Below are 24,260 nucleotides of genomic sequence, written 5' to 3' on the forward strand. Positions count from 1 at the left end.
GCTATTTATTTTCCGGCGAATAGCTTAGGTATTTCCCGCAGGCACCAGGCTTTTGCCTCCCCCATACTGTCGCGCCGCCAGGCCATAATAATATCGATTTCGCTGGTCGATTCCGGGCTGACCACGCGTAGCCGCCCTTCGGCAATATCCTGTTCCACCATCGAATATGGCATGGTCGCGACGCCAAGCCCGGCCAGCAGCGCCTGACGTTTATCTTCAATCGTGCTTACCGTCAGACGTGGCTGCTTATCCAGCAGTTGCACCGTTAATACTGGCCGCTCGCGCGCGGTATCCGCTACCGCTACGCCGCGGTATTTAACCCGCGTCACTTCCGAAAGCGGCTCCGGCTCCTGATGAATAGGGTGGTCAGGCGCGGCGACATACACATTCATTAACGTATACAACTTACGGGAGTTAATTTCCGACGACGATCGAAAATGCATATCCGGGGCGATAACGATATCCGCCCGCCCCTGCTCAAGCCGCTCCCATGCGCCAGCCAGTACTTCGGTAATCAATGAAAGCTGCGTATTGGCTTTAGCGGCCAGCCGGTCGATCAGCGGAAAAAAAGCAGGCGTCGGTACCAGAGCTTCAGTGACCAGCGTCAGATGCGTTTCCCAACCGCGGGCCAACGCTTCAGCATCCGTCGTTAACTTGTCTGCCGCTTCCAGCAATACCCGCCCGCGTTCCAGCAGCATACGTCCGACGTTGGTGAATTTTGTACGATGGCCGGAGCGATCGAACAGTACAACGTCCAACTCTTCTTCCAGCTTCTGCATGGTGTAACTCAGCGCGGAGGGCACCCGCCCCAACTCATCAGCCGCTGCGGCAAAACTGCCCCGGCGGTCAATGGCGTCCATCACACGCAATGCTTCAAGCGTCAGCGCTCTCTCTTTAGCCATAACGTTCTCATTCAGGAAATTTGAACATACCGGGCAGAATATCTGGCTAACAATGCAGCGTCCAGCCCCTTAACATAAAAGGAAGTAAAGAGAGGTTAATAACGATGATTACGACCCGAACCGCCAAACAATGTGGACAGGCAGACTACGGATGGCTACAGGCCCGCTATACCTTCTCCTTTGGACACTATTTCGACCCTACACTGCTGGGCTACGCGTCGTTGCGCGTACTGAACCAGGAAGTGCTGGCGCCGGGCGCCTCTTTTCAGCCTCGAACTTATCCAAAGGTGGATATTTTAAACCTGATTCTGGACGGCGAAGCGGAATACCGCGACAGCGACGGCAACCATGTACAGGCTAAAGCGGGCGAAGCGTTACTGTTCGCCGCGCAGCCGGGCATTAGCTACAGCGAACATAATATCAGCAAAGTTAAGCCGTTAACCCGAATGCAACTGTGGCTTGACGCCTGTCCTGAACGGGAAAACACGCTGGTACAAAAAATCCCACTCCTGGCGGCGCAACAACAGCTTCTTGCCTCGCCCGACGGTGAGCAAAACAGCTTACAACTGCGCCAACAGGTCTGGGTACATCATATTACGCTGGAGAAAGGCGAATCGCTTAACTTCCAGCTTCACGGGCCGCGCGCCTATTTGCAGTCGATTCACGGTACGTTCCACGCGATGACGCACAACGAAGAACGCGAGACATTAACCTGCGGAGATGGCGCATTTATTCGTGATGAACCTAACATTACGCTGGTTGCCGATACGCCGCTGCGCGCATTACTGGTAGATTTACCGGTGTAGCCAGCCAGAAAAGGAGTCGCAAGATGAGCAAAAAATCGGCGAAGAAACGTCAGCCCGTGGTAAAACCTGCCGTACAGGAGGCGATGAGCGCCACTGTGCCGCTGGGCTATGAAGAGATGCTAACCGAACTGGAAGCCATCGTGGCGGACGCCGAAGCCCGGCTGGCAGAAGAAGAGGCCGCAGCCTGAAATCATGCCGGATGGCGGCGCAAGCGCCCGCTCCGGCTGATAACAGGTAGACCCGATAAGCGCAGCGCCATCGGGCAACACGCTGCCCCGACGTCATGCCGGGGCGTGATTATTAATGCGCTTTACTGGCCATAATCTCGATGATCTGCTTGTCGGTCTGCTGCATTGAGCGACACGCCAGCGAACACAAATTCGCAATAGATTGTTCGACATTGTGCGCCACAATCCCTTCGTTTCCGGTCACCGCCGTATCATCCAACGCCATCAGTACGGCTTTCCACGCCGCCGACGCGCTGGTAGAGACTTTCATCGCGCAGCTATTCGACGCGCCATCGCAAATCATCCCGCTGACATCACCAATCATACTGCTGATAGCCATTGCGATAGTGTCGTAACGACCATCTATCAGCCACGCCATACCCGCTGCCGCGCCCATCGCCGCCGTAGTTGCCGCGCACAGCGCCGACAAACGCGGAAGCTGATGGTGAATATAGATAGCGCTCAAATGCGATAACATTAGCGCGCGCGCCAGGCGTTCGTCATCGGCGCCGACATGTTCAGCAACCACCATGACTGGCACCGTGGCGGTAATCCCCTGGTTGCCGGAGCCGGAGTTGCTCATCGCGGGCAACGTGGCGCCGCCCATTCTGGCGTCTGACGCCGCGCTGGTACGGATCAAAATCGCCGTGGAGAGATCTTTCGCCAGCAGACCGCGATCGCACTGTTTGGCCAGCGTCGAACCAATATGCAGCCCCCAGGAACCACGCAGTCCCTCCTGCGACAACGCGCCGTTTAGCCTGGCCGCATCGAGAATAAAGCGGATAGCGTCAAAGGGCACCGCATTCACAAACGCCAGGATCTCTTCCAGCGAGGTATGAGACAGCACTCCCAGTGGCGAGGTTTTTTCTTCTTCCTGCGCATTATCGGCCTGGGTAAATACCACGCCCTTGTCGGTTTCTATCCGCACAATGTTTGTATGATCGCCGACGATCGTGACACATGCCCAGCTATCGCCGCTATACACTTTCGCCCGTGAAAACAGGATATCGTTACATGGCTCCTGCAACATCACTGCGACATGTCCGGCGGCCAGCATCGCTTTTGCATCGGCAACGGCTTTAGCGGAAGCGTCTTTTAACACCTCCAACCCGGCTTTCGCATCACCGCCCAACGCGCCAAGCGCCGCGGCGATCGGTAGCCCTACCATTCCCGTTCCTGGAACGGTAACGCCCATACCATTTTTCATCAGATTAGGCGAAACCCACGCGTCAATGCGTTCAACTGTGCCGTCAAGTTCAGCCGCCGCCGCCGCTGCCGCCAGCGCCAGTGAAATTGGCTCAGTACACCCCAGCGCCGGTTTTACTTCTTCCTGTACGGCCAGGATAAAACTTTGCCACAATGGATTTATTTTAGATTCAAACATAACAACAACCTTAATCTCAGGTATATCAAGAGAATGCCAGGAACGGAGAAACGCATAGCAGCAGACCGGTAATAATAATCAGGTACAACGAAGCGCCTTTATATTTGTGCAATGCGGGAACCTTGTAGACCAACCATGCCGGAATTAAACAGCCCACCATACCGAAGATAGGGCTACAAATAGAGGTGAAGCTCAGTACCGGCGCATTGAGCACAATGGCGCTCCAGGCCAGCAAAATAGCGAAAATCATAATGCCGCGCTGTACCAGATTTTCCTTAATCTTCTCGGCGGGCATTTTGCGGCGCAGGATATTCATCACAATGCCTTGCGTCGCTTCGCGGAATCCTAAATAAACGCCAAAGAAGGCGGTCATGACGGCAAAGATGTTCAGAATTACGCTAACCACTTTGACCCAGCCAGCGCCATCGCCGCTAATAAATTGCGCGGCGATCGCCAGGGCGGAAATATTCTGCTCGTAGGCTTTCACCGCTTCGTCATGCCCCATCGCCAGGGTGAAGGAAACCGCATAGAAAAATACGGTAACGAACAGGATGCCAAACGCGATATTCATGGCACGCAGCGCTTTATGGCGTGCGACCTCAATAGATTTTTCGCGTGAACGGTAAGAGATCACCATTGGGCTTAACGTCTGGATAAATAAAATCGAGGTCAGCGTAAATGGCAGGGTAATAATGGCGTTTTTAATCAGCAGGGCCATCGGCGGCAGCGCGCCAATGTTATACAGATGCCACATACCCACCATAGAGACGCCCAGCGCCGCCACTACCAGTAGCTTGGTCAGCACCATGCCGGTGGAGATTTTGAACAGTAATTTTTCACCGCGTGAGGAAATCGCTACCAGGATGCAGATCAGCACCAGACCATAAAATGGACTATCGGAAAGCAATCCTTCCGTTACGCCGAAAGTATGCAGATAAGAGGCGCTGTCGTTAGTAATCGCCGTAGAATAGACGAACATCCAGATGACGAGCATCACAAAGTACAGCGCGCCTAATAAAATACCCCAGTTTTTGCCCAGATAGCCGCTGATCACGCTGGGGTAGTCTTTACATTCCGGGGATTCCGCCAGCGTATTAATAAACAGCCGCTGGAACAGGTACATGGCCGGATAGCCAATAATAGAAGAGAGTAAAAAGACCCAAAGTCCCATCAGGCCAACCTAGACAGGAAGAAAAACGATCCCTGCGCCGATCGCCATCCCGATACTCATAATAACCCAACCGGTGTCGGTACTATCAAATTTGATGGCTTCACGCCATTCGCTTTCTGTCATCCCTGCCCGACGCGCCGGGGCTGATGCGTCGAGGATTACGCTGGTATTACTAGCCGATTCCATAGAATTCTCGCTCAATGTGTAGGTAGAGGTTTTTTTATTTTTCGTGCCGCAGCAAGGCGATATGCAGAACGTGAGGTGCAGGTACTTTCTTGTAATAAGAAAATCATACGCGCACGATAAGAGAAAAACTTACCAATAAAACGCCTGCATTTCTTGTGGGTTAAGAATTATTTTCTATTTACTATTTATTTAATATTGTTATTTTCTCTATTTGACGCGTATCACAACAAAAAAGGTCGCACTTTGGTGCGCCCTTTTCTCAGCTTCTGTCTTCTGCGTTATCCCATAGCCTGCTCACTCTGCGCCTGTCGGGCCTATCCACAAACGACTTTAATCGCCAGACCGCCGCGCGACGTCTCGCGATATTTGTCGTTCATGTCTTTACCCGTTTCGTACATGGTTTCGATCACTTTATCGAGCGAAACCCGCGGCTCAGAGGTACGGCGTAGCGCCATTCGCGCCGCATTCACCGCTTTAACGGCGTTAATCGCATTACGTTCAATACAAGGGATTTGTACCTGACCCGCCACCGGGTCACAGGTGAGGCCAAGGTTATGCTCCATCGCAATTTCCGCCGCAATACAGACCTGCGCCGGGCTGCCGCCCAGCAGTTCTGTCAGCCCCGCCGCCGCCATCGAACACGCGACGCCAACCTCGCCCTGACACCCCACTTCCGCGCCGGATATCGAGGCGTTCATCTTGTACAGCATGCCAATCGCCCCCGCCGACAGCAGATAGCGGGCGATAGAGTTGGCATTGACCGGACGACGGAATTTGTCGTAATAGGCCAGCACCGCGGGAATAATGCCGCACGCGCCGTTGGTCGGCGCGGTGACCACTCGCCCGCCCGCCGCGTTCTCTTCGCTCACGGCCAGGGCGAACATGTTAATCCAGTCGATGACGTTCATCGGATCGCGGGAGAGATTATCGCTGGAGACCAGCAGACGCCGTAACGCTACCGCGCGGCGTGGAACGTTCAGCGGCCCCGGCAGCACGCCCTCAGTATTCATGCCACGTTCAATTCCGGTCGCCATCACCTGCCAGATGCGGGCAAAGCCAGCGTCAATCTGCTCTTTGCTCCGCAACGCCAGTTCATTTTGCATCATCAGGCCGGAAACCGAGAGCCCCTGCCTTTCACACAGCGTCAACAGTTCGCTGGCGGAATGAAAATCATACGGCACCGATTTTTCTACGTCGTGCGACTGGCCAAAGCGTTCCTCTTCGACAATAAAGCCGCCGCCAATAGAGTAATACGTTTTGTGTAAAAGCGGCGTTTGTCCGTGCCAGGCGGTAATACGCATACCGTTTTCATGGCGCGCCAGGGTTTCAGCGTGAAAGAAAATACTGTCGGCGACGGGAAAATCCACCACATGCGCGCCACCCGCCACCGATAAACGGCTGCTGCGGGCAACCTCCTGGATAAACGCCGGAATGCTATCAATATTGACATCCTGCGGCGTATTGCCCGCCAGGCCCATAATGACGGCGGTATCGGTCGCGTGGCCTTTGCCCGTCAGCGATAGCGATCCGTAAAGATCAACCGTGATGCGCGTCGTTCGCGGCAGGTCGCCGCTGTCGATCAGCCGATCGATAAAACATTTTCCTGCATTCATTGGCCCTACGGTATGGGAGCTTGAAGGTCCAATGCCAATCTTAAAAATATCAAATGCGCTAATCATATCTCCCCCTAAGATTACCGTTCAGTGAAGATCCGTCGCGGGGCGATCCACACGATCGCCCCGTTCACGTTACATCGCCTGAGTAAAGGTGCGCGAAATAACGTCCTGTTGCTGCTCACGAGTCAGCGCATTGAAGCGCACGGCATAGCCGGAAACGCGGATCGTCAGGTTCGGGTAGTTTTCCGGATGTTCAATCGCATCCAGCAACATTTCACGGTTCATGACATTGACGTTCAGATGCTGCCCGCCTTCTACCTGTGCTTCATGATGGAAATAACCGTCCAGCAGGCCGACAAGATTGGTTTTCCGCACCGCATCTTCTTTCCCGAGCGCCGCAGGCACAATCGAGAAGGTGTACGAAATACCGTCTTTGGCGTAGGTAAACGGCAGTTTCGCCACCGACGTCAGCGAGGCCACCGCCCCTTTGCGGTCACGACCATGCATCGGGTTCGCCCCCGGCGCGAACGGCGTTCCGGCGCGGCGTCCATCCGGCGTATTGCCGGTCTTCTGCCCGTACACGACGTTCGAGGTGATGGTCAAAATGGACTGCGTCGGCACCGCATTGCGATACGTCGGCAACACGCTAATTTTTTGCATAAAGCGTTTCACCAGGTCGCAGGCGATGCTGTCCACGCGCTCATCGTTGTTGCCGTACTGCGGATACTCGCCTTCAATAGCAAAGTCGATGGCAAGGCCGTTTTCGTCGCGGATCGGCTTCACCTGAGCGTACCTGATGGCGGACAGGGAATCCGCCGCCACCGACAGTCCGGCGATGCCGCACGCCATCGTCCGATACACATCACGGTCGTGCAGCGCCATCAGCGAAGCTTCATAGCTGTACTTATCGTGCATGTAGTGAATGATGTTCAGCGCGCTAATGTACTGCACCGCCAGCCAGTCCATAAAATGGTCGAGGCTCTCCATTACCGCGTCGTAATCCAGCACCTCATCCGTTAACGGCGCGGTTTTCGGCCCAACCTGGATTTTCAGTTTCTCATCAACGCCGCCATTGATAGCGTACAGCAACGTTTTGGCAAGGTTGGCGCGCGCGCCGAAGAACTGCATCTGCTTACCGATGACCATCGGGCTGACGCAACAAGCGATGGCGTAATCGTCGCTGTTAAAGTCGGTACGCATTAAATCGTCGTTTTCATACTGCAAAGATGAGGTCACGATGGAGACCTGCGCAGCATATTTTTTGAATGCCACCGGCAACACTTCAGACCACAGTATGGTCAGGTTCGGCTCCGGCGCTGGCCCCATCGTGTGCAGGGTATGCAGATAACGGAAGGAGTTCTTCGTCACCAGCGTGCGGCCATCGAGCCCCATCCCGCCAATAACTTCGGTGGCCCAGATCGGATCGCCGGAAAAGAGCGAATCAAATTCCGGCGTGCGCAGGAAGCGCACCATGCGGATCTTCATGATGAAATGGTCGATCAGTTCTTGCGCCTGCTGCTCTGTCAGAAGGCCCGCGTTGAAATCGCGCTCAATGTAGATATCAAGGAACGAGGCGGTTCTTCCCAGCGACATTGCACCGCCATTTTGCGATTTTACCGCCGCCAGATAAGCGAAGTAGAGCCACTGTACCGCTTCCTGCGCGTTTCGCGCCGGGCGGGAGATATCGTAGCCGTATTTCGCCGCCATCTCTTGCATTTGCAGCAGCGCGCGACGATGCTCCGCCAACTCCTCACGCAGGCGAATCGTCGCCTCAAGATTCTGTCCCCGCTCCAGATTCGACTGCAGGTCGGCGAATTGCAGCTCGCGTTCGCGCACCAGATAACGGATGCCATACAGCGCGACGCGGCGATAATCGCCAATAATGCGCCCGCGACCATAACCATCCGGCAAACCGGTTAATACGCCGGATTTACGGCAGCGCAGCATATCCGGCGAGTAAACATCGAATACGCCCTGATTATGGGTTTTCCGCAGGTCGGTAAAGGTATATTCAAAATCGGCGTCCATTTCGCGGCCATAAGCGTGGAATGAACTTTTGATCATGTTAACGCCGCCAAACGGATGCAAAGCGCGTTTAAGCGGCTTATCCGTTTGTAAACCGACGATTTTTTCCAGATCTTTTTCAATATACCCCGCATCGTGCGCGGTAATCGTCGTCGCGATGTTGGTATCGAAACCCACCGGCGCATGGGTCGCGTTCTCGATACGTATTCCCGCCATCACCTTTTCCCACAACGCCGTGGTCGCTGGCGTCGCGTCGGCGAGAAAAGATTCATCCCCCTCATAGGGCGTATAGTTATGCTGAATAAAATCACGGACATTAATTTCTTCTTTCCAGTCCGTACCTTTAAAATCACGCCATGCTTCGGCATACAGCATATCGCTGGTATCGATATTTACCTTCATGAAAAATAATCTCTCTACAGAACAGCCGTTAAGTTATGCAAATTCCACTGGTGCTTTCACGTTGCCTAAATGAATGGCATCAAGGGCAATCATTTTCTCTTCATTCGTGGGAATAACAGCGCAAATAACCTGAGAAGGGTTAGCGGAAATAATGCGCTCGCCGTGAGAATTCGGCTGCTTATTCATTTCAACGTCTAACGTAAGCCCCAGCACGCCCAGATGTTCAATGACCAACTGGCGAATTAATACTGAATTTTCACCAATACCGCCGGTAAAAATAATGCCATCCAGCCGATGTAACGATGCCGCGTGTCCGGCAATGTGACGGGCGATACGGTGGACAAACGTTTTTATCGCTAACCGGGCGCGCTCATGTCCTTCGTGCCAGGCTTTTTCCAGGACTCTAAGGTCGGATGACAACCCGGAGATGCCGAGCAAACCGGACTCTTTATTCACCACTCGCTCCAGATCGCTCAACGTCTGCCCGGTTTCTTTAGCTATCCACGCCATCGCGCCGAAATCAACGTCGCCGCTGCGAGTGCCCATCATCAGCCCCTCAAGCGGCGTCATCCCCATTGAGGTATCCACGCTCTGACCATTGCGTACCGCGCAGATAGACGCCCCATTGCCCAGATGCGCGACAATCAGACCCGAGTTTTTTTCATCGAGGTCAAGCAGTTCATACGCGCGCCGCGAAACATAGCGATGCGACGTACCGTGAAAGCCGTAGCGACGCACACCCAGGCTGGAAAAATATTCCCACGGCAATCCGTACAAATAGGCTTCCGGCGCCAGCGTCTGGTGGAAACTGGTATCAAATACCGCCACCTGACGCACGGCCGGGAAAAGGTGCCGCGCCGCGTCAATGCCGCTTAAATTAGCGTAATTATGCAGCGGCGCTAAAGGTGATACCCGACGAATATTATCGATAATCTCATCGGTAATAATGACGGACTGCGTAAATAGCTCTCCACCGTGCGCGATACGGTGACCAATTAATGCCACGCTATCCGTTAAATCACGTTTTTCCAGCTCAAAGGCAATGGCTTTTAACGCGTCCTCATAATTAGAGTGCGAGAGGTTTATCGGCTTATCGCCATTAATAGATAAAAAGGCGTTTTCAGTATTCATTCCATCTGCTATTCCCGCCATTAAAACATCACAGGTAGCGACATCCAGTACAGAGAATTTGATAGAAGATGATCCGCAATTAATGACCAGAACGACCGGAAATTCATTCATGTAGTGCCTCCGTCGATGTCAGCCTGCGTCCGCGCCCTGGGGCGGAACGCAGGCTAAACGTGAGGATTAGAACAATTTGTAGACAATATTCAGGATGGTCAGCAGACCAATCAGGGTGACGAACACGTTATCCAGACGACCACGGTACTTCGCCAGCGACGGCGCTTTACGAATGGCGTACATCGGCAGCAGACATAACAGCGAGGCGATAATCGGCGCGCCCATCGCTTCAATCAGGTCCAGAATGTTCGGGTTTGCGTAAGCTACGACCCAGGTAGACCCCATAATGAAGATCATGCTGATGGTGTTAAGCTTGCCCATAGAGACTTTGGTTTTATCGCCTTTATAACCGAATTTCAGCACCAGGCCGTTCAGCCCTTCCAGCGTCCCCAGGTAGTGACCGAAGAAAGATTTGAAAATAGCAACCAGCGCGATGATAGACGCGCCATACTCCAGCACCGTTGCAAAAGTGGATTTTGTCCCCGACAAAGAGGCGAAATGGTTGGCCAGGTAGGAAAGTACCGGAATGTTCTGCGCTTTCGCATCCGCCATGTTCTGCGGAGAGAGCGTAAACAGGCAGCTAAAGGCGAAGAACATCACCACGGCGACCATCAGCATACTGGCGCGCGAGATGATCTGTGAACATTTACGCTCGGTAAATTCGCGGCCAAACTCTTTCTCATACCCTTCACGCTTAGACACCACGAAGGAAGAGACGATGGGCGAAAAGTTAAAGGAGAACACCATGATAGAGATTCCCAGCCACACCGTAACCAGTATGCCATCGTGCCCGGTCAGCGCGATATTACTGAGATCAACCTGATCGATAACCGCCGAGTTCCAGTAAGGAATCAGCGATAATGAGATTAGCACCAGGCTGGCGATAAATGGCCATACCAGGTAACTCATCACCTTAACCATCAGATCCTTACCAAACCAGATCACAAAGGCCATCAGCAGCAGCAAGAACAGCGCCACGAAACCGCGGTTCAACGCTGGCATCTGCAACTGGTTTTCCCAAAACGTCATGAACGTGTTAGTAATGGTGACGCCATAAATCCACAGCAGCGGACAAATCGCAAAGAAGTAAAGGAACGTGATAACTACCCCGCCCGTTTTACCAAAGTGCTCTTCGACCGTTTCCGTAATATTGCCGGACGGATTAGACCCGGATAAACACAGACGCGCCAGCGCCCGGTGACAATAGAACGCAATGGGGTAAGCTAAAACCAGCATCAGCAGAATGGGGATAAGCCCGCCAAACCCGGCGCGGATAGGGAAAAACAGCACCCCGGCGCCGATGGCGGTACCAAATAAACCCAGCGTCCACGTCGTGTCCGATTTACGCCATGACGACTGTTTTGCCTGGCTGGATACAATGCTATCAGTAGTACTCATATCCTATCCTCACGAAAAGATTAAGCGTCAACTAAACCCGTAATTTGTGATACACGAGAAAGATCGATATTGCCGCCAGAAATAATATTGACCGTTTTTCTGTTCTGAATATGGCTATCTAATTTCCCGCTTAATAGTGCGGCGCAGGCCAGAGCGCCAGCGCCTTCAGTAATAACCTTATTGCGCTGAATTAAAGCGATCATGCTGTTACGAATTTCATCTTCGCTAACCAGAACAATGTCATCGACTAATTCACGAACGATTTCATAGGTTAAATTACCCGGGCGGGAGACATCACAACCATCCGCCAGGGTGCCGGTCGTTCGGTGCGTGGTTATTTCGCCAGTGTAATAAGACGCCGCCATACCGTGAACATTTTCGGCCTGTACGCCGATAACTTTAATGGTCGGGTTAATCGATTTAATCGCAATGGCAATACCTGCAATTAAACCGCCGCCGCCAATAGGCACGATGACATTATCGACATCGTACAGATCTTCCATAATTTCCAGACCAATAGTGCCCTGCCCGGCAATGACTTTTGGATCGTCGTAAGGCGGAATAAAAATGCGGCCTTCGGTTTCGACAATTTCACTCACCTTAGCAATGGTGTCATTGAAGTTGTCACCGTGGAGCACCACTTCCGCCGAATAATCACAGGTGGCCGCCACTTTTGACTTTGGCGCGCCCTTCGGCATCACGACTTTGCCGTCAATACCCAGCATTGCGCAAGAAAGAGAAACGCCCTGTGCATGATTACCTGCGGAACAGGCCACGACGCCTTTACGTTTTTCCGCCTCCGTTAACGAGCTAAGTTTGTTAAAAGCGCCACGAATTTTAAATGAACCCGTACGCTGCATATTTTCAAACTTGAGAAATATTTCGCCTTTGCAACGTTCACTAAAATAGTTAGAGCGAGGCATTCCCGTTTTATATATCTTCCCCGCCAGTCTTTTTTTCGCTTCGAGGATATCTTCAATTGCAACCGGGAGATCGTATGTAATGTGCATTATAACCTCTTAACCTGGGTATTAAAAATAAGTTACCGTTGCCCACTGTTCAAAAGAAACAGGTGACGTCAATTTCGCTAAATATGTTTATTCCATATCATTCAATTTCTATTAACTGCCTGCGTCTGCATCCATTATATGATGAATATTGTTTAGCCAATTCTACTAATACTGAAGCGGCTTTTTTGATACGATAATTTTTAGACCATACCGCCGCATAACGTGCGACGGGTAACGTGTCTTTTATGGGTATCGTGATAAATTGATTAGAGCCAAAAGGCGTGGTCATATCGCAGGGAATAACAGTTAAGAAATCAGCATTGAGAACAAGATTATATATTGTGACAACGGAATCTGTTTTAACAATGTTTTCGATGCTGATGCCATTTCGTTGTAGAGTGGTGAGTAATTCGCTGTAGTAGCCCATATTCGTTTGCGGCAACACCCACTGTTCGTCTTTTAACGATTCCAGTGTGATGGTGCCGGTGCATGTTCGGGACTTGCTGGCTACCAGGACAAACTCTGATTCAAACAGCGGCTCGACATGCAGATCCTGTAGTTGCATTTCATTACTGAGCGTACCGATAGCAAAGTCCAGCCGCCCGTCGCGCAGGGCCGGCAGGAATGAAGAGAGCTGGGCTTCGTACATGGATACCTGCGCTTTTGGAAATACCTCTTTGAACTTATGAATCATATCGGACATGAAGGTAAAGCCAATCAGCGAAGGAAAGCCAAACGAGACGTCGACAACGGTATTGCACGTCATACTGTTCATCTCGTTGATCATGTTTTTCATTTCGCGGGTGATAGATTCAGACCAGGAAAGCAGTACCTGTCCCGCTTCGGTCAACGTAACGCCGGTATTTTTGCGTACAATTAGCTCAACGCCAAAATAGGCCTCAACATCGCTAATGATTTTACTGACGGCGGGTTGGGTTAACCCTAACGATTTTGCGGCAGAACCGATAGAACCACTTCTAATGACTTCCTGAAAGACCACCAAATGCTGTGTTTTAGGGAGAACAAGAGTATTCATATCTACCGCTCTGAAATAACATTGTGAACGGCAGGAAGTGTAGCAAATTAAATCTTAAAGGTTATGTGCGACCACTCACAAATTAACTTACTGCAATTTTCACATGGTCTTTACTAAATAAATAAAACCTATTATTTCAATAAGTTACAAAAATAAAACAGCAACTTAGTCTGATTTCAATCAAAAAATAAGGTCGGGATAACGATATATTATGGCGATAACCAGTCTATTTTACCTCCTATTTTCGACATCCTATGAAGACGATATTTCAATCAATTACGGGACATTTTATCGACAATTCCAGCATTAAATTTAAAACGTAATTTCTCAAATTTAAGTATAAACCGAAGGTAAATGCGCTTAAAAACCGTTACGCGTCACATTTTTTTACCTTATTTGTTTGTAAAGAAACATTTAATAAAATTTTAACCAAAATATTTCATACACTTAATTTTCATTTACAACAAATAATTTACACCGCTTTCTTGCTGTTTTTCAGGATGTAATTTTGTGAAAGAAATCGATTACTTTTCACTTCAACTAAAAAGAGCGCAATCCATAGCGTTTTGTGTTTCTCATCACAAAAACGAATAATATTATGTCACCATGGCTGTCAATTAATTGCCGGATGGTGACGCTGGCGTCTTCTGCAACCTCTATACCCTTCACCGGCCTGATAAGCAAAAACCCGCCGAAGCGGGTTTTATGAAGAAGTGAAACTGACCGATAAGCCGGGTTCTGTCGTGGACAGTCATTCATCTAGGCCAGCAATCGCTCACTGGCTCAAGCAGCCTACCCGGGTTCAGTACGGGCCGTACCTTATGAACCCCTATTTGGCCTTGCTCCGGGTGGAGTTTACCGTGCCACGGACTGTTACCAGCCGCGCGGTGCGCTCTTACCGCACCCTTTCACCCTTACCTGATCCCACTTACGTGGGCCATCGGCGGTTTGCTCTCTGTTGCACTGGTCGTGGGTTTCCCCCCCAGGCGTTACCTGGCACCCTGCCCTATGGAGCCCGGACTTTCCTCCCCTCCGCCCGTCTCCCCGAAAGGACGACGACGAAGCGGCGACTGTCTGGTCAGCTTCGGCGCGCAGTATAGAGGGTTCGCGCGACTTTGTCACCCTGCGCTGCGCATTCCTATCGCCAGAGCGGCAGCAACATTTCTGGATGCCCGATAAATATTGTCAAAAGCGCCCCGAAAAGCCTCCTCCAGCGTCACGATGCGCGTGAGTACGCTAAAGACAGCGTCGATGCCATAATGATGTACTATCCCTACATCGTGCGTCAGGCTGCCGGCAATGCAAATCACTGGCTTATGATATTTTTTCGCCACATTCGCGACGCCAATCGGCACTTTACCGCGAATACTTTGGCTATCAATCCGCCCTTCTCCCGTCACCACCAGCGTACAGTCGTGGATATGCTCCTCCAGGTTCAGTGCCGCCGTGACAATTTCGATCCCGCTGCGTAATTCCGCACCGAGAAAAGCCATTAACGCCGCCCCCATACCGCCTGCCGCGCCTGCGCCGGGCGCCGCCTTTACGTCGACATTCAGCGATTTTTTTATGATGTCGGCATAGTGAGCAAGATTTCTGTCCAGCTCAACAATGTTCTCTTCGGTCGCGCCTTTCTGCGGCCCAAAAATTCGTGATGCGCCGTTGTCGCCGATCAGAGGATTAGAGACATCGCAAGCGACACGAATCGCGCAGAGTTTTAAACGGGGATCGAGCTCTGAAATATCAATGTCGCTTAGACAATGAAGGCTTCCGCCACCGTAACCGATATCCGCGCCGTTTGCATCGCGCAGTTTTGCGCCTAACGCCTGCATCATCCCTGCGCCGCCGTCATTTGTCGCGCTGCCGCCAATGCCGATAATGATATTGCTTGCGCCGCTTTCCAGCGCCTGCAATATCAGCTCCCCCGTTCCCCGCGAGGTAGTAATCAAAGGGTTGCGTTTTTCTGGTGGAACCAGCGCCAGTCCGCTGGCCGCCGCCATTTCAATAAACGCGGTTTTACCATCCCCGGACATTCCCCAGCAGGCTTTCACTTTTTCACCCAACGGCCCGGTCACCCATGCGGTGCGTTCAACGCCCTGCGTCGCGGCAATCATGGCTTCGACCGTTCCTTCGCCGCCATCGGCAACCGGAACAGAGACATATTGCGCATCGGGGAAAATTTCCCGAAATCCTTTTTCTATCGCCTGCGCTACCTCGGCGGCAGAAAGGCTTTCTTTATAGGAGTCGGGGGCAATTACGATTTTCATAGTGGTAGCCTGTTACTGCACAACGCCGGATGGCGTTTCACTTATCCAGCCTGAAATTCAGGCCCGGATCGCTACACGCCATCCGGGCACAACGTCGTTAGCGAGTGACTTCCACTTTCGCCAGTTTTTCGTAGTAGCACGCCAGCGCGCTATGGTCGTCATTACCGTGTCCATCCGCGCGTAACGCCTGCATCATTTCCATAACGGCGGCGGTCAGCGGGAGCTGCGCGCCAACGCCGTGGGAGGTATCCAGCGCATTCGCCAGATCTTTAATGTGCAGATCGATACGGAAACCTGGTTTAAAGTTTCGGTCCATGACCATCGGCGCTTTCGCATCCAGTACCGTGCTGCCAGCCAGACCGCCGCGAATCGCCTGATAGACCAGATCCGGGTTGACGCCCGCTTTAGTCGCCAGCGTCAGCGCTTCAGACATGGCGGCGATATTCAACGCCACGATCACCTGGTTAGCCAGTTTTGTGACGTTGCCTGCGCCGATATCGCCGGTATGCACCACGGAACCCGCCATCGCTTTCATCAGGTCGTAGTACTTGTCGAAAATGGCTTTATCGCCCCCCACCATCACCGACAGCGTGCCATCAATCGCCTTCGGCTCGCCGCCGCTGACCGGCGCATCCAACATCTCAACGCCCTTCGCCTTCAGCGCATCGCTGATTTCACGGCTTGCCAGCGGCGCGATAGAACTCATATCAATCAATACGGTTCCTGGCTTCGCGCCTTCGATGATACCGTTCTCGCCCAGCGCAACCTCTTTCACATGCGGAGAGTTAGGCAGCATCGTGATGATGACGTCACACTGTTCAGCGATCGCCTTCGCCGTAGAGGCCGTTTCCGCGCCTGCGGCAATGACGTCAGCAATCGCTTCAGGATTACGATCGGACACCACCAGCGAATACCCTGCTTTCAGTAAGTTTTTGCTCATGGGCTTACCCATGATGCCTAAGCCAATAAAGCCAACTTTCATCGTCATAGCGTTCTCTCTTTCCATACCAGGATTATTTTTTAAAGGTGTCGGCAAGCTTCTGCGTGCTGGCGCGGAATGCGCCTAAATCGCTGCCAACGGCGACAAAGGTCGCGCCCCATTCCAGATAACGGCGGGCATCCGCCTCTACCGGCGCCAGAATGCCGCACGGTTTACCGTGCGCTTTAGCGCGGGCGAAAATATGTTGAATCGTCTGCTGCACGTCAGGGTGAGAAGCATTGCCGAGATGACCCAGCGCGGCGGCCAGATCGCTTGGGCCGACAAAAATGCCATCAACGCCTTCCGTTGCGGCGATGGCATCAACATTGTCGACACCCAACTGGCTTTCGATTTGAACAATAATGGTGATGTTTTTGTTCGACTGCGCAAAGTAATCAGGCACCGTACCGAACATATTCGCGCGGTGAGAAACGGAAACGCCGCGAATGCCTTCCGGCGGGTAACGCGTCGAGGCGACGGCGCGAGCCGCTTCCTCTTGCGTTTCAACAAAGGGGATCAGGAAATTATAAAACCCAATATCCAGCATCCGTTTGATAATGACCGGTTCATTGGTTGGCACACGTACCACAGGCGCGCTGGCGCTGCCTTTCAATGCCATTAACTGCGGAATTAAGGTGGTCACATCGTTCGGCGCATGTTCGCCATCCAGCACCAGCCAGTCAAATCCCGCCAGACCAAGAACTTCGGTGGTGATTGGGCTTGCCAGTGCAGACCAGCAGCCAATCTGCACCTGTTGCGCCGCCAGCGCCGCTTTAAACTTATTCGGGAAAATAGCGTTATTCATCGCTTATACCTTCGCTTATTTCTTTAATTCTCTACATGTGATGCCGCCACCATAACTTATAGCAACGACAATAAAATGCTTATCTGAAATCAGAATGGGTCTCCGCATTCTATTTCTAATGTGGTACACATCCTGTAGCACAATATACCGTTCTGATATCTTTATCGTCTTTTATTATTATCATGGTATTTTCAAATAACTCGTCAGATACACTGAATTCGCCATTCAGTATAAACAGCCTATGTCGGATAATCATTGTGCAAACGCTCATTAAAAAGGGATTATTTAACGCTTATTTTTGAGCATACGCCCATGATACTGGGCGCTAATGCACACATTTACGCTTTACCCGGCCTACATAAAAAATTTCATAATTTGCGGTGATCTGGATCACATTCTTATATTTATACTCCTGTCATTCTTATTTCATTATGCATGAACTTTATTTCTTATATTGAGATTTAACGATTTAACCATAACCAAAATAGATAATCCTATTTCTATCATCCAGGCTGGAGAATGTTGAACAATGGCCAATATCGAAATTCGCCAGGAATCGCCATCGGCGTTTTATATAAAAGTACATGAAACCGATAATGTCGCAATTATTGTTAATGACCACGGCCTTAAAGCCGGAACACGTTTTCCGGATGGCCTGGAACTGACTGAACATATTCCGCAAGGCCATAAAGTCGCTCTGACGGATATCCCCGCTCACGGCGAAATCATCCGTTATGGCGAAGTCATCGGTTATGCGGTACGCGACATCCCGCGCGGAAGCTGGATCGACGAGTCGCTGGTTGAACTGCCAAAAGCGCCGCCGCTGAATACGCTACCGCTGGCGACCAAAGTACCGGAACCGCTGCCGCCGCTGGAAGGCTATACGTTTGAGGGCTATCGTAACGCCGATGGCAGCGTCGGCACCAAAAATCTGCTTGGCATTACCACCAGCGTGCACTGTGTGGCGGGCGTGGTCGATTATGTGGTGAAAGTGATTGAGCGCGATCTCCTGCCCAAATACCCGAATGTCGATGGCGTTGTAGGGCTAAACCATCTGTACGGCTGCGGCGTGGCAATCAACGCGCCGGCGGCGGTCGTGCCGATTCGCACGATTCATAATATCGCGCTCAACCCCAATTTTGGCGGCGAAGTGATGGTGATTGGCCTCGGTTGCGAAAAACTGCAGCCGGAACGGCTGCTGGAAGGCACCGAGGATGTTCCCGCCATCGCCGTTGAAAGCGCCAGTATTGTGCGTTTACAGGACGAGCAGCATGTCGGCTTTAAATCAATGGTCGACGATATTTTGCGGGTCGCCGAACGCCATCTGACGAAACTGAACCAGCGCCAGCGCGAAACCTGCCCGGCCTCCGAGCTGGTCGTCGGGATGCAATGCGGCGGCAGCGATGCGTTTTCTGGCGTCACGGCAAACCCGGCGGTGGGTTATGCTTCCGATCTGCTGGTACGCTGCGGCGCGACCGTCATGTTCTCGGAGGTCACCGAAGTGCGCGATGCCATTCATCTTCTGACGCCGCGCGCCATCAACGAAGCCGTGGGTAAACGCCTACTGGATGAAATGGCCTGGTACGATAACTACCTTGATATGGGGAAAACCGATCGCAGCGCTAACCCGTCCCCCGGCAACAAAAAAGGCGGCCTGGCGAACGTCGTGGAAAAAGCGCTGGGCTCTATCGCTAAATCGGGTAAGAGCGCCATTGTCGAAGTATTGTCGCCGGGCCAGCGCCCCACCAAACGCGGCCTGATTTACGCCGCGACGCCCGCCAGCGATTTCGTCTGCGGCACGCAGCAGGTCGCTTCCGGCATTACCGTACAGGTCTTTACCACCGGACGCGGCACGCCGTACGGGCTGATGGCGGTGCCGGTCATTAAAATGGCGACGCGTACCGAGCTGGCGAACCGCTGGTATGACTTAATGGATATCAATGCAGGCACCATCGCCACGGGTGAAGAGACAATCGAAGATGTGGGCTGGAAGCTATTTCACTTTATTCTCGATGTCGCCAGCGGCCGGAAAAAGACTTTCTCAGATCAATGGGGATTGCATAACCAGCTGGCAGTGTTTAACCCGGCACCTGTGACCTGATCCAGTCAGTACCCTTCTCCGACCAGGGTATAACCGCATAATCTGTAGACCGGGTAAGCGCCAGCGCTACCCGGTATTTTTTCGCCCTTAGTCTGTAGTCTGAAGCACGTCTGCCCGACATGCTTTTTTTATACCTGACTTTCGATAACTTCCACTTTATTTCGAAACTTTCATTTATCAGATCAAAATCACAAAAAAACATTCCGAAAGCCTATAAATTCTTTCACAGAAAACAAACGAAAGATTTCGGAGGAAGGATGTTTATCATTTCAGGCAGAACAATGCTAAAGAAGGCGCAGCAGGAAGGTTATGCTGTGCCGGCGTTTAACATCCACAACCTGGAGACATTGCAAGTGGTGGTGGAAACCGCCGCAGAATTGCGCTCTCCGCTGATTGTCGCCGGTACGCCAGGCACCTTTAGCTACGCAGGCGTCGGTAATATCGTGGCCATCGCCGCAGAACTGGCGAAAAGCTGGAACCATCCTCTCGCGGTACATCTCGATCATCATGAAAAACTGGCCGACATCAAAATGAAAGTCGCCGCCGGGGTACGCTCGGTCATGATCGACGGGTCGCATTTCCCCTTTGCCGACAATATTGCGCTGGTGAAAAGCGTGGTTGATTACTGTCATCGCTACGATGTCAGCGTTGAAGCTGAACTTGGGCGTCTCGGCGGGCAGGAAGACGATCTTATCGTTGACGGTAAAGATGCGCTTTATACCCATCCGGAACAGGCCCGGGAATTTGTAGAAAAAACGGGTATCGACTCGTTAGCCATTGCTATCGGCACCGCTCACGGCCTCTACACCGCTGAACCAAAACTTGATTTTGAACGACTGACGGAAATTCGTCAGCGGGTTGATGTCCCCTTAGTCCTTCACGGCGCCTCTGGCCTGCCGACCCGCGATATTACCCGCGCTATTTCGCTGGGCATCTGCAAAGTTAACGTCGCCACCGAGCTTAAAATCGCCTTTTCTGGCGCGCTTAAAAACTATTTAACGCAACACGCAGAGGCCAGCGATCCCCGCCATTACATGATCCCGGCGAAAGCGGCCATGAAAGAGGTTGTACGTAAAGTGATTGCCGACTGCGGTTGTGAAGGGAAGCTCTAAAGCCCCCGGATTTAGCACGGCAAAGGGCGTTTTCATAGCTGGATCACGAAAGCCATTATTATCCTTTGCCTTCAAACCCAAAATATTATGAAGATAAACAAAAGATATCGGAGCCAGAAGTGAAAGAAATAATTTCTCGTCACAAAGCAGGGGAACAGATAGGGATCTGTTCCGTATGTTCAGCACACCCGCTGGTGATTGAATCCGCATTACGTTTTGACCTGAATAGCGGGAACAAAGTTCTGATCGAAGCGACCTCTAACCAGGTTAATCAGTTTGGCGGTTATACCGGAATGAAACCGGCTGACTTTCGTGATTTTGTCTATGGCATCGCCCAGGAAGTGGGTTTTCCACGCGAACGGCTTATTTTAGGCGGCGATCACCTGGGACCTAACTGCTGGCAAAACGAACCTGCGGATACGGCGATGGAAAAATCCGTCGAACTCATTAAGGCTTACGTCGCTGCTGGGTTTAGCAAAATCCATCTTGATGCCTCTATGTCCTGCGCTGACGACCCGACGCCGCTGGACCCAATGGTTGTCGCTAAACGCGCCGCCCTGCTTTGCCAGGCAGCGGAAACGACGGCGACCAACGAACAAAAACGCCATTTAACCTATGTTATCGGCACTGAAGTTCCGGTTCCTGGCGGGGAAGCCAGCGCCATTAACGCCGTGCATGTTACCCGCGAACAGGATGCGGCCCGCACGCTGCAAACGCATCAGGCTGCTTTTCGCGCCCTGGGGCTGGATGAGGCATTGAACCGGGTTATCGCGATTGTCGTACAGCCGGGCGTTGAATTTGATCATACCCAGATTATTCATTATCAGCCGCAGGCGGCACAGGCGCTCTCCGCATGGATAAAAGAAACGCCGATGGTCTATGAAGCGCATTCGACTGATTATCAGACGCGACAGGCCTACCGTGCGCTGGTACGCGATCATTACGCCATTCTGAAGGTCGGCCCGGCGCTCACTTTCGCGCTGCGCGAAGCCATTTTCGCACTTGCGCAAATGGAAAACGAGCTGATCTCCCCGGAACAACGTAGTCGGGTACTGGAGGTCATTGATGAAGTTATGCTAAACGAACCGGGCTACTGGAAAAAATACTACCGTCCAACCTGGAGCCAGGCGATGGTCGACATCCACTTTAGTTTGTCTGACCGTATTCGCTATTACTGGCCGCACCCGCGTATTCGTCAAAGCGTAGAGAAGTTAATCGCCAATCTGAACAACGTCACATTGCCGCTGGGATTAATTAGCCAGTTTATGCCCGTACAGTTTGAACGCCTGTCTGAGGGCGTGCTCACCCCTACGCCGCATAACCTGATTATTGACAAAATTCAGGATGTTCTGCGCGCTTATCGCTTCGGTTGCACGCCGGATGTCGCCTGAATAATGGAGAATTTATGAGCCAACTATTTGTCCGAACCGGAATCACATTCGACTCGAGCCAACAGGCGCTGGCGCACATTGGCAAAGAGATGCTGGCGAAAGGCGTGGTACATGATAGTTATCCGCAGGCGCTGGTGGAACGTGAAGCGTCTTTTCCTACCGGCATTGCGCTGGAGCGTCACGCCGTCGCTATCCCTCATTGCGAGGCGGTTCATGCGAAATCACCCGCTATCTATCTGATTCGTCCAGATAAGCCGGTCATGTTTCAACAGGCGGATGATGACGAAGAGATTGCCGTTTCGTTAATCATCGCCTTAATCGTTGAAAACCCGGCGGCACAGCTAAAACTTCTGCGCCGCCTGTTTAGTGAGCTACAGAACCCAAGCACCCTCGATGCCCTGTTAAGCGCGCCGGATGCCGAACTGGCGATACGCTTTCAGGAAACCATCCTTGAGCCTGAGCAGTGCGTCCAGGTTTGATAATAAATTGATAATAATGAGGAATACCCTATGAAACGTAAAGTAATTGTGGCCTGTGGCGGTGCGGTTGCAACCTCAACGATGGCTGCGGAAGAAATTAAAGAGCTATGTGATGCCAACCATATTGAGCTCGACTTAGTGCAATGCCGGGTCACCGAAATCGAAACCTATATGGACGGCGCCGATCTTATCTGTACCACTGCCAGGGTCGATCGCGCCTTCGGCGATATTCCCGTCGTTCACGGTATGCCTTTTGTTTCCGGCGTGGGTATTGAAGCATTACAGCAAAAAATTCTGTCCATTCTCATGGGGTAACGTATGTTTAGCGAAATAATGCGTTATATCCTCGACTTAGGCCCAACGGTGATGTTGCCTCTGGTGATCATCGTGTTCTCTAAACTGCTGGGAATGAAGCTTGGGGATTGTTTTAAATCGGGTTTGCATATTGGTATCGGCTTCGTGGGTATTGGTCTGGTCATCGGCCTGATGCTGGATTCTATCGGCCCCGCGGCGAAAGCCATGGCGGAACATTTCCAAATCAATCTCCACGTTATTGACGTCGGCTGGCCAGGTTCATCGCCCATGACCTGGGCGTCACAAATCGCGCTGGTCGCGATCCCTGTCGCCATCGGGGTTAACGTCCTGATGCTGGTGACCCGCATGACCCGCGTGGTGAATGTCGATATCTGGAATATCTGGCACATGACCTTCACGGGCGCCATGCTGCATCTGGCGACCGGTTCATACTGGCTGGGGATTCTGGGCGTTGTGGTTCATGCCGCCTTTGTCTACAAACTGGGGGACTGGTTTGCCAAAGATACCCGCGACTATTTTGGCCTCGAGGGGATTGCTATCCCACACGGCTCATCCGCGTACCTGGGCCCCGTGGCGGTGCTCGTTGATACCATTATCGAAAAAATTCCGGGCCTCAATCGTATTCACTTTAGCGCAGATGATGTCCAGAAACGCTTCGGACCGTTTGGCGAGCCGGTGACTGTCGGCTTCGTGATGGGGCTGGTGATTGGTGTACTGGCAGGCTACGACGCTAAAGCCGTTCTGCAACTGGCGGTCAAAACTGCAGCGGTGATGCTGCTTATGCCACGCGTCATTAAACCTATTATGGATGGCCTAACGCCTATCGCGAAACATGCGCGTAAACGTCTACAGGCCAAATTTGGCGGGCAGGAGTTCCTGATAGGCCTTGATCCAGCGCTACTGCTCGGTCATACCTCTGTTGTCTCCGCGAGCCTGATATTCATTCCGCTGACCATCCTGATTGCCGTCTTAGTACCGGGGAACCAGGTGCTGCCGTTCGGCGACCTCGCCACCATCGGTTTCTTTATTGCGATGGCGGTTGCGGTACACCAGGGCAACCTGTTCCGCACGCTGATTTCAGGTGTCATTATTATGGGTATCACCCTGTGGATAGCCACCCAGACGATTGGCCTGCATACCCAACTGGCTGCCAATGCCGGAGCGCTAAAAGCAGGCGGACAAGTCGCCTCGCTGGATCAGGGCGGTTCTCCCATCACCTGGCTGCTGATTCAACTTTTTACCTGGCAGAATATCGTCGGCTTCGCCGTCATTGCCATTATCTATCTGGCCGGCGTACTGCTGACCTGGCGTCGCGCCCGACAGTTTGTCGCGGCTGAGAAAGCCACGGCGCTACAGCAAAGTCAAATCGCCTCTTAATTTTAGGGGAGCAATCGCTCCCCTCACCTTCC

Annotated in this window: 19 protein-coding genes, 1 other RNA gene and 1 pseudogene; 8 read left to right on the forward strand and 13 right to left on the reverse strand. The window is 52.2% G+C overall.

All coding sequences use genetic code 11. From position 1 onward, the window contains the following. Positions 1–5: 5 nt before the first annotated feature. On the reverse strand, positions 6–902 hold the full coding sequence (yhaJ, locus tag J4728_RS11940; protein WP_001041026.1) for a DNA-binding transcriptional regulator YhaJ: 897 nt from the start codon (positions 900–902) through the stop codon (positions 6–8). A 104-nt stretch (positions 903–1,006) separates the two neighbouring features. Between yhaJ and J4728_RS11945 the strand changes: the two genes are divergently transcribed. Both J4728_RS11945 and J4728_RS11950 read left to right on the forward strand, forming a co-directional pair. Beyond that, positions 1,007–1,708 (forward strand): pirin family protein, encoded by a 702-nt coding sequence (locus J4728_RS11945; RefSeq protein ID WP_047606045.1) that lies wholly within the window; start codon positions 1,007–1,009, stop codon positions 1,706–1,708. Positions 1,709–1,731: 23 nt separating this feature from the next. Continuing rightward, on the forward strand, positions 1,732–1,896 hold the full coding sequence (locus J4728_RS11950) for a hypothetical protein (RefSeq protein WP_000039326.1): 165 nt from the start codon (positions 1,732–1,734) through the stop codon (positions 1,894–1,896). A 112-nt stretch (positions 1,897–2,008) separates the two neighbouring features. Here the strand turns inward: J4728_RS11950 and J4728_RS11955 are convergent, their stop codons facing one another. The 12 genes and pseudogenes from J4728_RS11955 to garL form a co-directional block, all read right to left on the reverse strand. Next, positions 2,009–3,319 carry a serine dehydratase subunit alpha family protein gene (locus tag J4728_RS11955; protein WP_000463070.1) on the reverse strand — a complete coding sequence of 437 codons (1,311 nt, stop codon included), beginning with the start codon at positions 3,317–3,319 and terminating at the stop codon, positions 2,009–2,011. Between the two features lie 25 nt (positions 3,320–3,344). Beyond that, positions 3,345–4,676, reverse strand: a pseudogene (locus J4728_RS11960) (hypothetical protein). A gap of 314 nt (positions 4,677–4,990) precedes the next feature. Then, positions 4,991–6,355: an L-serine ammonia-lyase gene (tdcG, locus tag J4728_RS11965; RefSeq protein WP_000622079.1), complete on the reverse strand. Its 1,365-nt coding sequence runs from the start codon at positions 6,353–6,355 to the stop codon at positions 4,991–4,993. Positions 6,356–6,424: 69 nt separating this feature from the next. After that, complete coding sequence (gene pflB, locus J4728_RS11970; RefSeq protein ID WP_208211799.1) at positions 6,425–8,719, reverse strand: formate C-acetyltransferase; 2,295 nt, start codon at positions 8,717–8,719, stop codon at positions 6,425–6,427. Between the two features lie 33 nt (positions 8,720–8,752). Next, complete coding sequence (gene tdcD / locus J4728_RS11975) at positions 8,753–9,961, reverse strand: propionate kinase (RefSeq protein ID WP_021000800.1); 1,209 nt, start codon at positions 9,959–9,961, stop codon at positions 8,753–8,755. A gap of 66 nt (positions 9,962–10,027) precedes the next feature. Continuing rightward, on the reverse strand, positions 10,028–11,359 hold the full coding sequence (gene tdcC, locus J4728_RS11980; RefSeq protein ID WP_208211801.1) for a threonine/serine transporter TdcC: 1,332 nt from the start codon (positions 11,357–11,359) through the stop codon (positions 10,028–10,030). A 20-nt stretch (positions 11,360–11,379) separates the two neighbouring features. Next, on the reverse strand, positions 11,380–12,369 hold the full coding sequence (tdcB, locus tag J4728_RS11985) for a bifunctional threonine ammonia-lyase/L-serine ammonia-lyase TdcB (protein WP_208211803.1): 990 nt from the start codon (positions 12,367–12,369) through the stop codon (positions 11,380–11,382). Positions 12,370–12,466: 97 nt separating this feature from the next. Next, the gene (gene tdcA, locus J4728_RS11990; protein ID WP_001094907.1) at positions 12,467–13,405 is read right to left on the reverse strand and encodes a transcriptional regulator TdcA; all 939 of its coding nucleotides are present in this window, start codon (positions 13,403–13,405) and stop codon (positions 12,467–12,469) included. Positions 13,406–14,116: 711 nt separating this feature from the next. Next, an RNA gene (gene rnpB / locus J4728_RS11995) (RNase P RNA component class A) lies at positions 14,117–14,491 on the reverse strand. Between the two features lie 32 nt (positions 14,492–14,523). Then, positions 14,524–15,669: a glycerate 2-kinase gene (garK, locus tag J4728_RS12000; protein WP_208211806.1), complete on the reverse strand. Its 1,146-nt coding sequence runs from the start codon at positions 15,667–15,669 to the stop codon at positions 14,524–14,526. A 97-nt stretch (positions 15,670–15,766) separates the two neighbouring features. Then, positions 15,767–16,657: a 2-hydroxy-3-oxopropionate reductase gene (garR, locus tag J4728_RS12005; RefSeq protein WP_000178106.1), complete on the reverse strand. Its 891-nt coding sequence runs from the start codon at positions 16,655–16,657 to the stop codon at positions 15,767–15,769. A gap of 25 nt (positions 16,658–16,682) precedes the next feature. Then, entirely contained in the window at positions 16,683–17,453 is a 771-nt protein-coding gene (gene garL, locus J4728_RS12010; RefSeq protein WP_001057715.1) for a 2-dehydro-3-deoxyglucarate aldolase, read from the reverse strand. Between the two features lie 529 nt (positions 17,454–17,982). Between garL and garD the strand changes: the two genes are divergently transcribed. The 6 genes from garD to J4728_RS12040 all read left to right on the forward strand — a co-directional run bounded on the left by garD (position 17,983) and on the right by J4728_RS12040 (position 24,228). After that, on the forward strand, positions 17,983–19,554 hold the full coding sequence (gene garD / locus J4728_RS12015; RefSeq protein WP_001273723.1) for a galactarate dehydratase: 1,572 nt from the start codon (positions 17,983–17,985) through the stop codon (positions 19,552–19,554). 257 nt (positions 19,555–19,811) lie between these two features. Further along, positions 19,812–20,666 (forward strand): tagatose bisphosphate family class II aldolase, encoded by an 855-nt coding sequence (locus J4728_RS12020; protein WP_000469979.1) that lies wholly within the window; start codon positions 19,812–19,814, stop codon positions 20,664–20,666. A gap of 119 nt (positions 20,667–20,785) precedes the next feature. Further along, positions 20,786–22,057 (forward strand): tagatose-bisphosphate aldolase subunit GatZ, encoded by a 1,272-nt coding sequence (gene gatZ, locus J4728_RS12025; RefSeq protein ID WP_208211808.1) that lies wholly within the window; start codon positions 20,786–20,788, stop codon positions 22,055–22,057. A gap of 14 nt (positions 22,058–22,071) precedes the next feature. Then, positions 22,072–22,536, forward strand: coding sequence for a PTS galactitol transporter subunit IIA (gatA, locus tag J4728_RS12030; protein ID WP_000080445.1), 465 nt, complete (start codon positions 22,072–22,074; stop codon positions 22,534–22,536). Between the two features lie 30 nt (positions 22,537–22,566). After that, positions 22,567–22,851 carry a PTS galactitol transporter subunit IIB gene (gene gatB, locus J4728_RS12035; RefSeq protein ID WP_000824293.1) on the forward strand — a complete coding sequence of 95 codons (285 nt, stop codon included), beginning with the start codon at positions 22,567–22,569 and terminating at the stop codon, positions 22,849–22,851. A 3-nt stretch (positions 22,852–22,854) separates the two neighbouring features. Continuing rightward, positions 22,855–24,228: a galactitol-specific PTS transporter subunit IIC gene (locus J4728_RS12040; RefSeq protein ID WP_000490601.1), complete on the forward strand. Its 1,374-nt coding sequence runs from the start codon at positions 22,855–22,857 to the stop codon at positions 24,226–24,228. The last annotated feature ends 32 nt before the right edge of the window (positions 24,229–24,260 follow it).

Origin of the sequence: Salmonella sp. 32070601201500089SM (genome assembly GCF_017573605.1) — a bacterium.
GTDB lineage: Bacteria > Pseudomonadota > Gammaproteobacteria > Enterobacterales > Enterobacteriaceae > Salmonella > Salmonella enterica.

Excerpts from the sequence above, each read along its gene's own strand:
- pflB (WP_208211799.1), bottom strand. The coding sequence starts at position 8,719 with ATGAAGGTAAATATCGATACCAGCGATATGCTGTATGCCGAAGCATGG.
- tdcG (WP_000622079.1), bottom strand. The coding sequence starts at position 6,355 with ATGATTAGCGCATTTGATATTTTTAAGATTGGCATTGGACCTTCAAGC.
- tdcB (WP_208211803.1), bottom strand. The coding sequence starts at position 12,369 with ATGCACATTACATACGATCTCCCGGTTGCAATTGAAGATATCCTCGAA.
- J4728_RS12040 (WP_000490601.1), top strand. The coding sequence starts at position 22,855 with ATGTTTAGCGAAATAATGCGTTATATCCTCGACTTAGGCCCAACGGTG.
- J4728_RS11950 (WP_000039326.1), top strand. The coding sequence starts at position 1,732 with ATGAGCAAAAAATCGGCGAAGAAACGTCAGCCCGTGGTAAAACCTGCC.
- J4728_RS11945 (WP_047606045.1), top strand. The coding sequence starts at position 1,007 with ATGATTACGACCCGAACCGCCAAACAATGTGGACAGGCAGACTACGGA.
- J4728_RS11955 (WP_000463070.1), bottom strand. The coding sequence starts at position 3,319 with ATGTTTGAATCTAAAATAAATCCATTGTGGCAAAGTTTTATCCTGGCC.
- tdcA (WP_001094907.1), bottom strand. The coding sequence starts at position 13,405 with ATGAATACTCTTGTTCTCCCTAAAACACAGCATTTGGTGGTCTTTCAG.
- garR (WP_000178106.1), bottom strand. The coding sequence starts at position 16,657 with ATGACGATGAAAGTTGGCTTTATTGGCTTAGGCATCATGGGTAAGCCC.
- tdcD (WP_021000800.1), bottom strand. The coding sequence starts at position 9,961 with ATGAATGAATTTCCGGTCGTTCTGGTCATTAATTGCGGATCATCTTCT.
- tdcC (WP_208211801.1), bottom strand. The coding sequence starts at position 11,359 with ATGAGTACTACTGATAGCATTGTATCCAGCCAGGCAAAACAGTCGTCA.
- garD (WP_001273723.1), top strand. The coding sequence starts at position 17,983 with ATGGCCAATATCGAAATTCGCCAGGAATCGCCATCGGCGTTTTATATA.
- garK (WP_208211806.1), bottom strand. The coding sequence starts at position 15,669 with ATGAAAATCGTAATTGCCCCCGACTCCTATAAAGAAAGCCTTTCTGCC.
- yhaJ (WP_001041026.1), bottom strand. The coding sequence starts at position 902 with ATGGCTAAAGAGAGAGCGCTGACGCTTGAAGCATTGCGTGTGATGGAC.
- garL (WP_001057715.1), bottom strand. The coding sequence starts at position 17,453 with ATGAATAACGCTATTTTCCCGAATAAGTTTAAAGCGGCGCTGGCGGCG.
- J4728_RS12020 (WP_000469979.1), top strand. The coding sequence starts at position 19,812 with ATGTTTATCATTTCAGGCAGAACAATGCTAAAGAAGGCGCAGCAGGAA.
- gatA (WP_000080445.1), top strand. The coding sequence starts at position 22,072 with ATGAGCCAACTATTTGTCCGAACCGGAATCACATTCGACTCGAGCCAA.
- gatB (WP_000824293.1), top strand. The coding sequence starts at position 22,567 with ATGAAACGTAAAGTAATTGTGGCCTGTGGCGGTGCGGTTGCAACCTCA.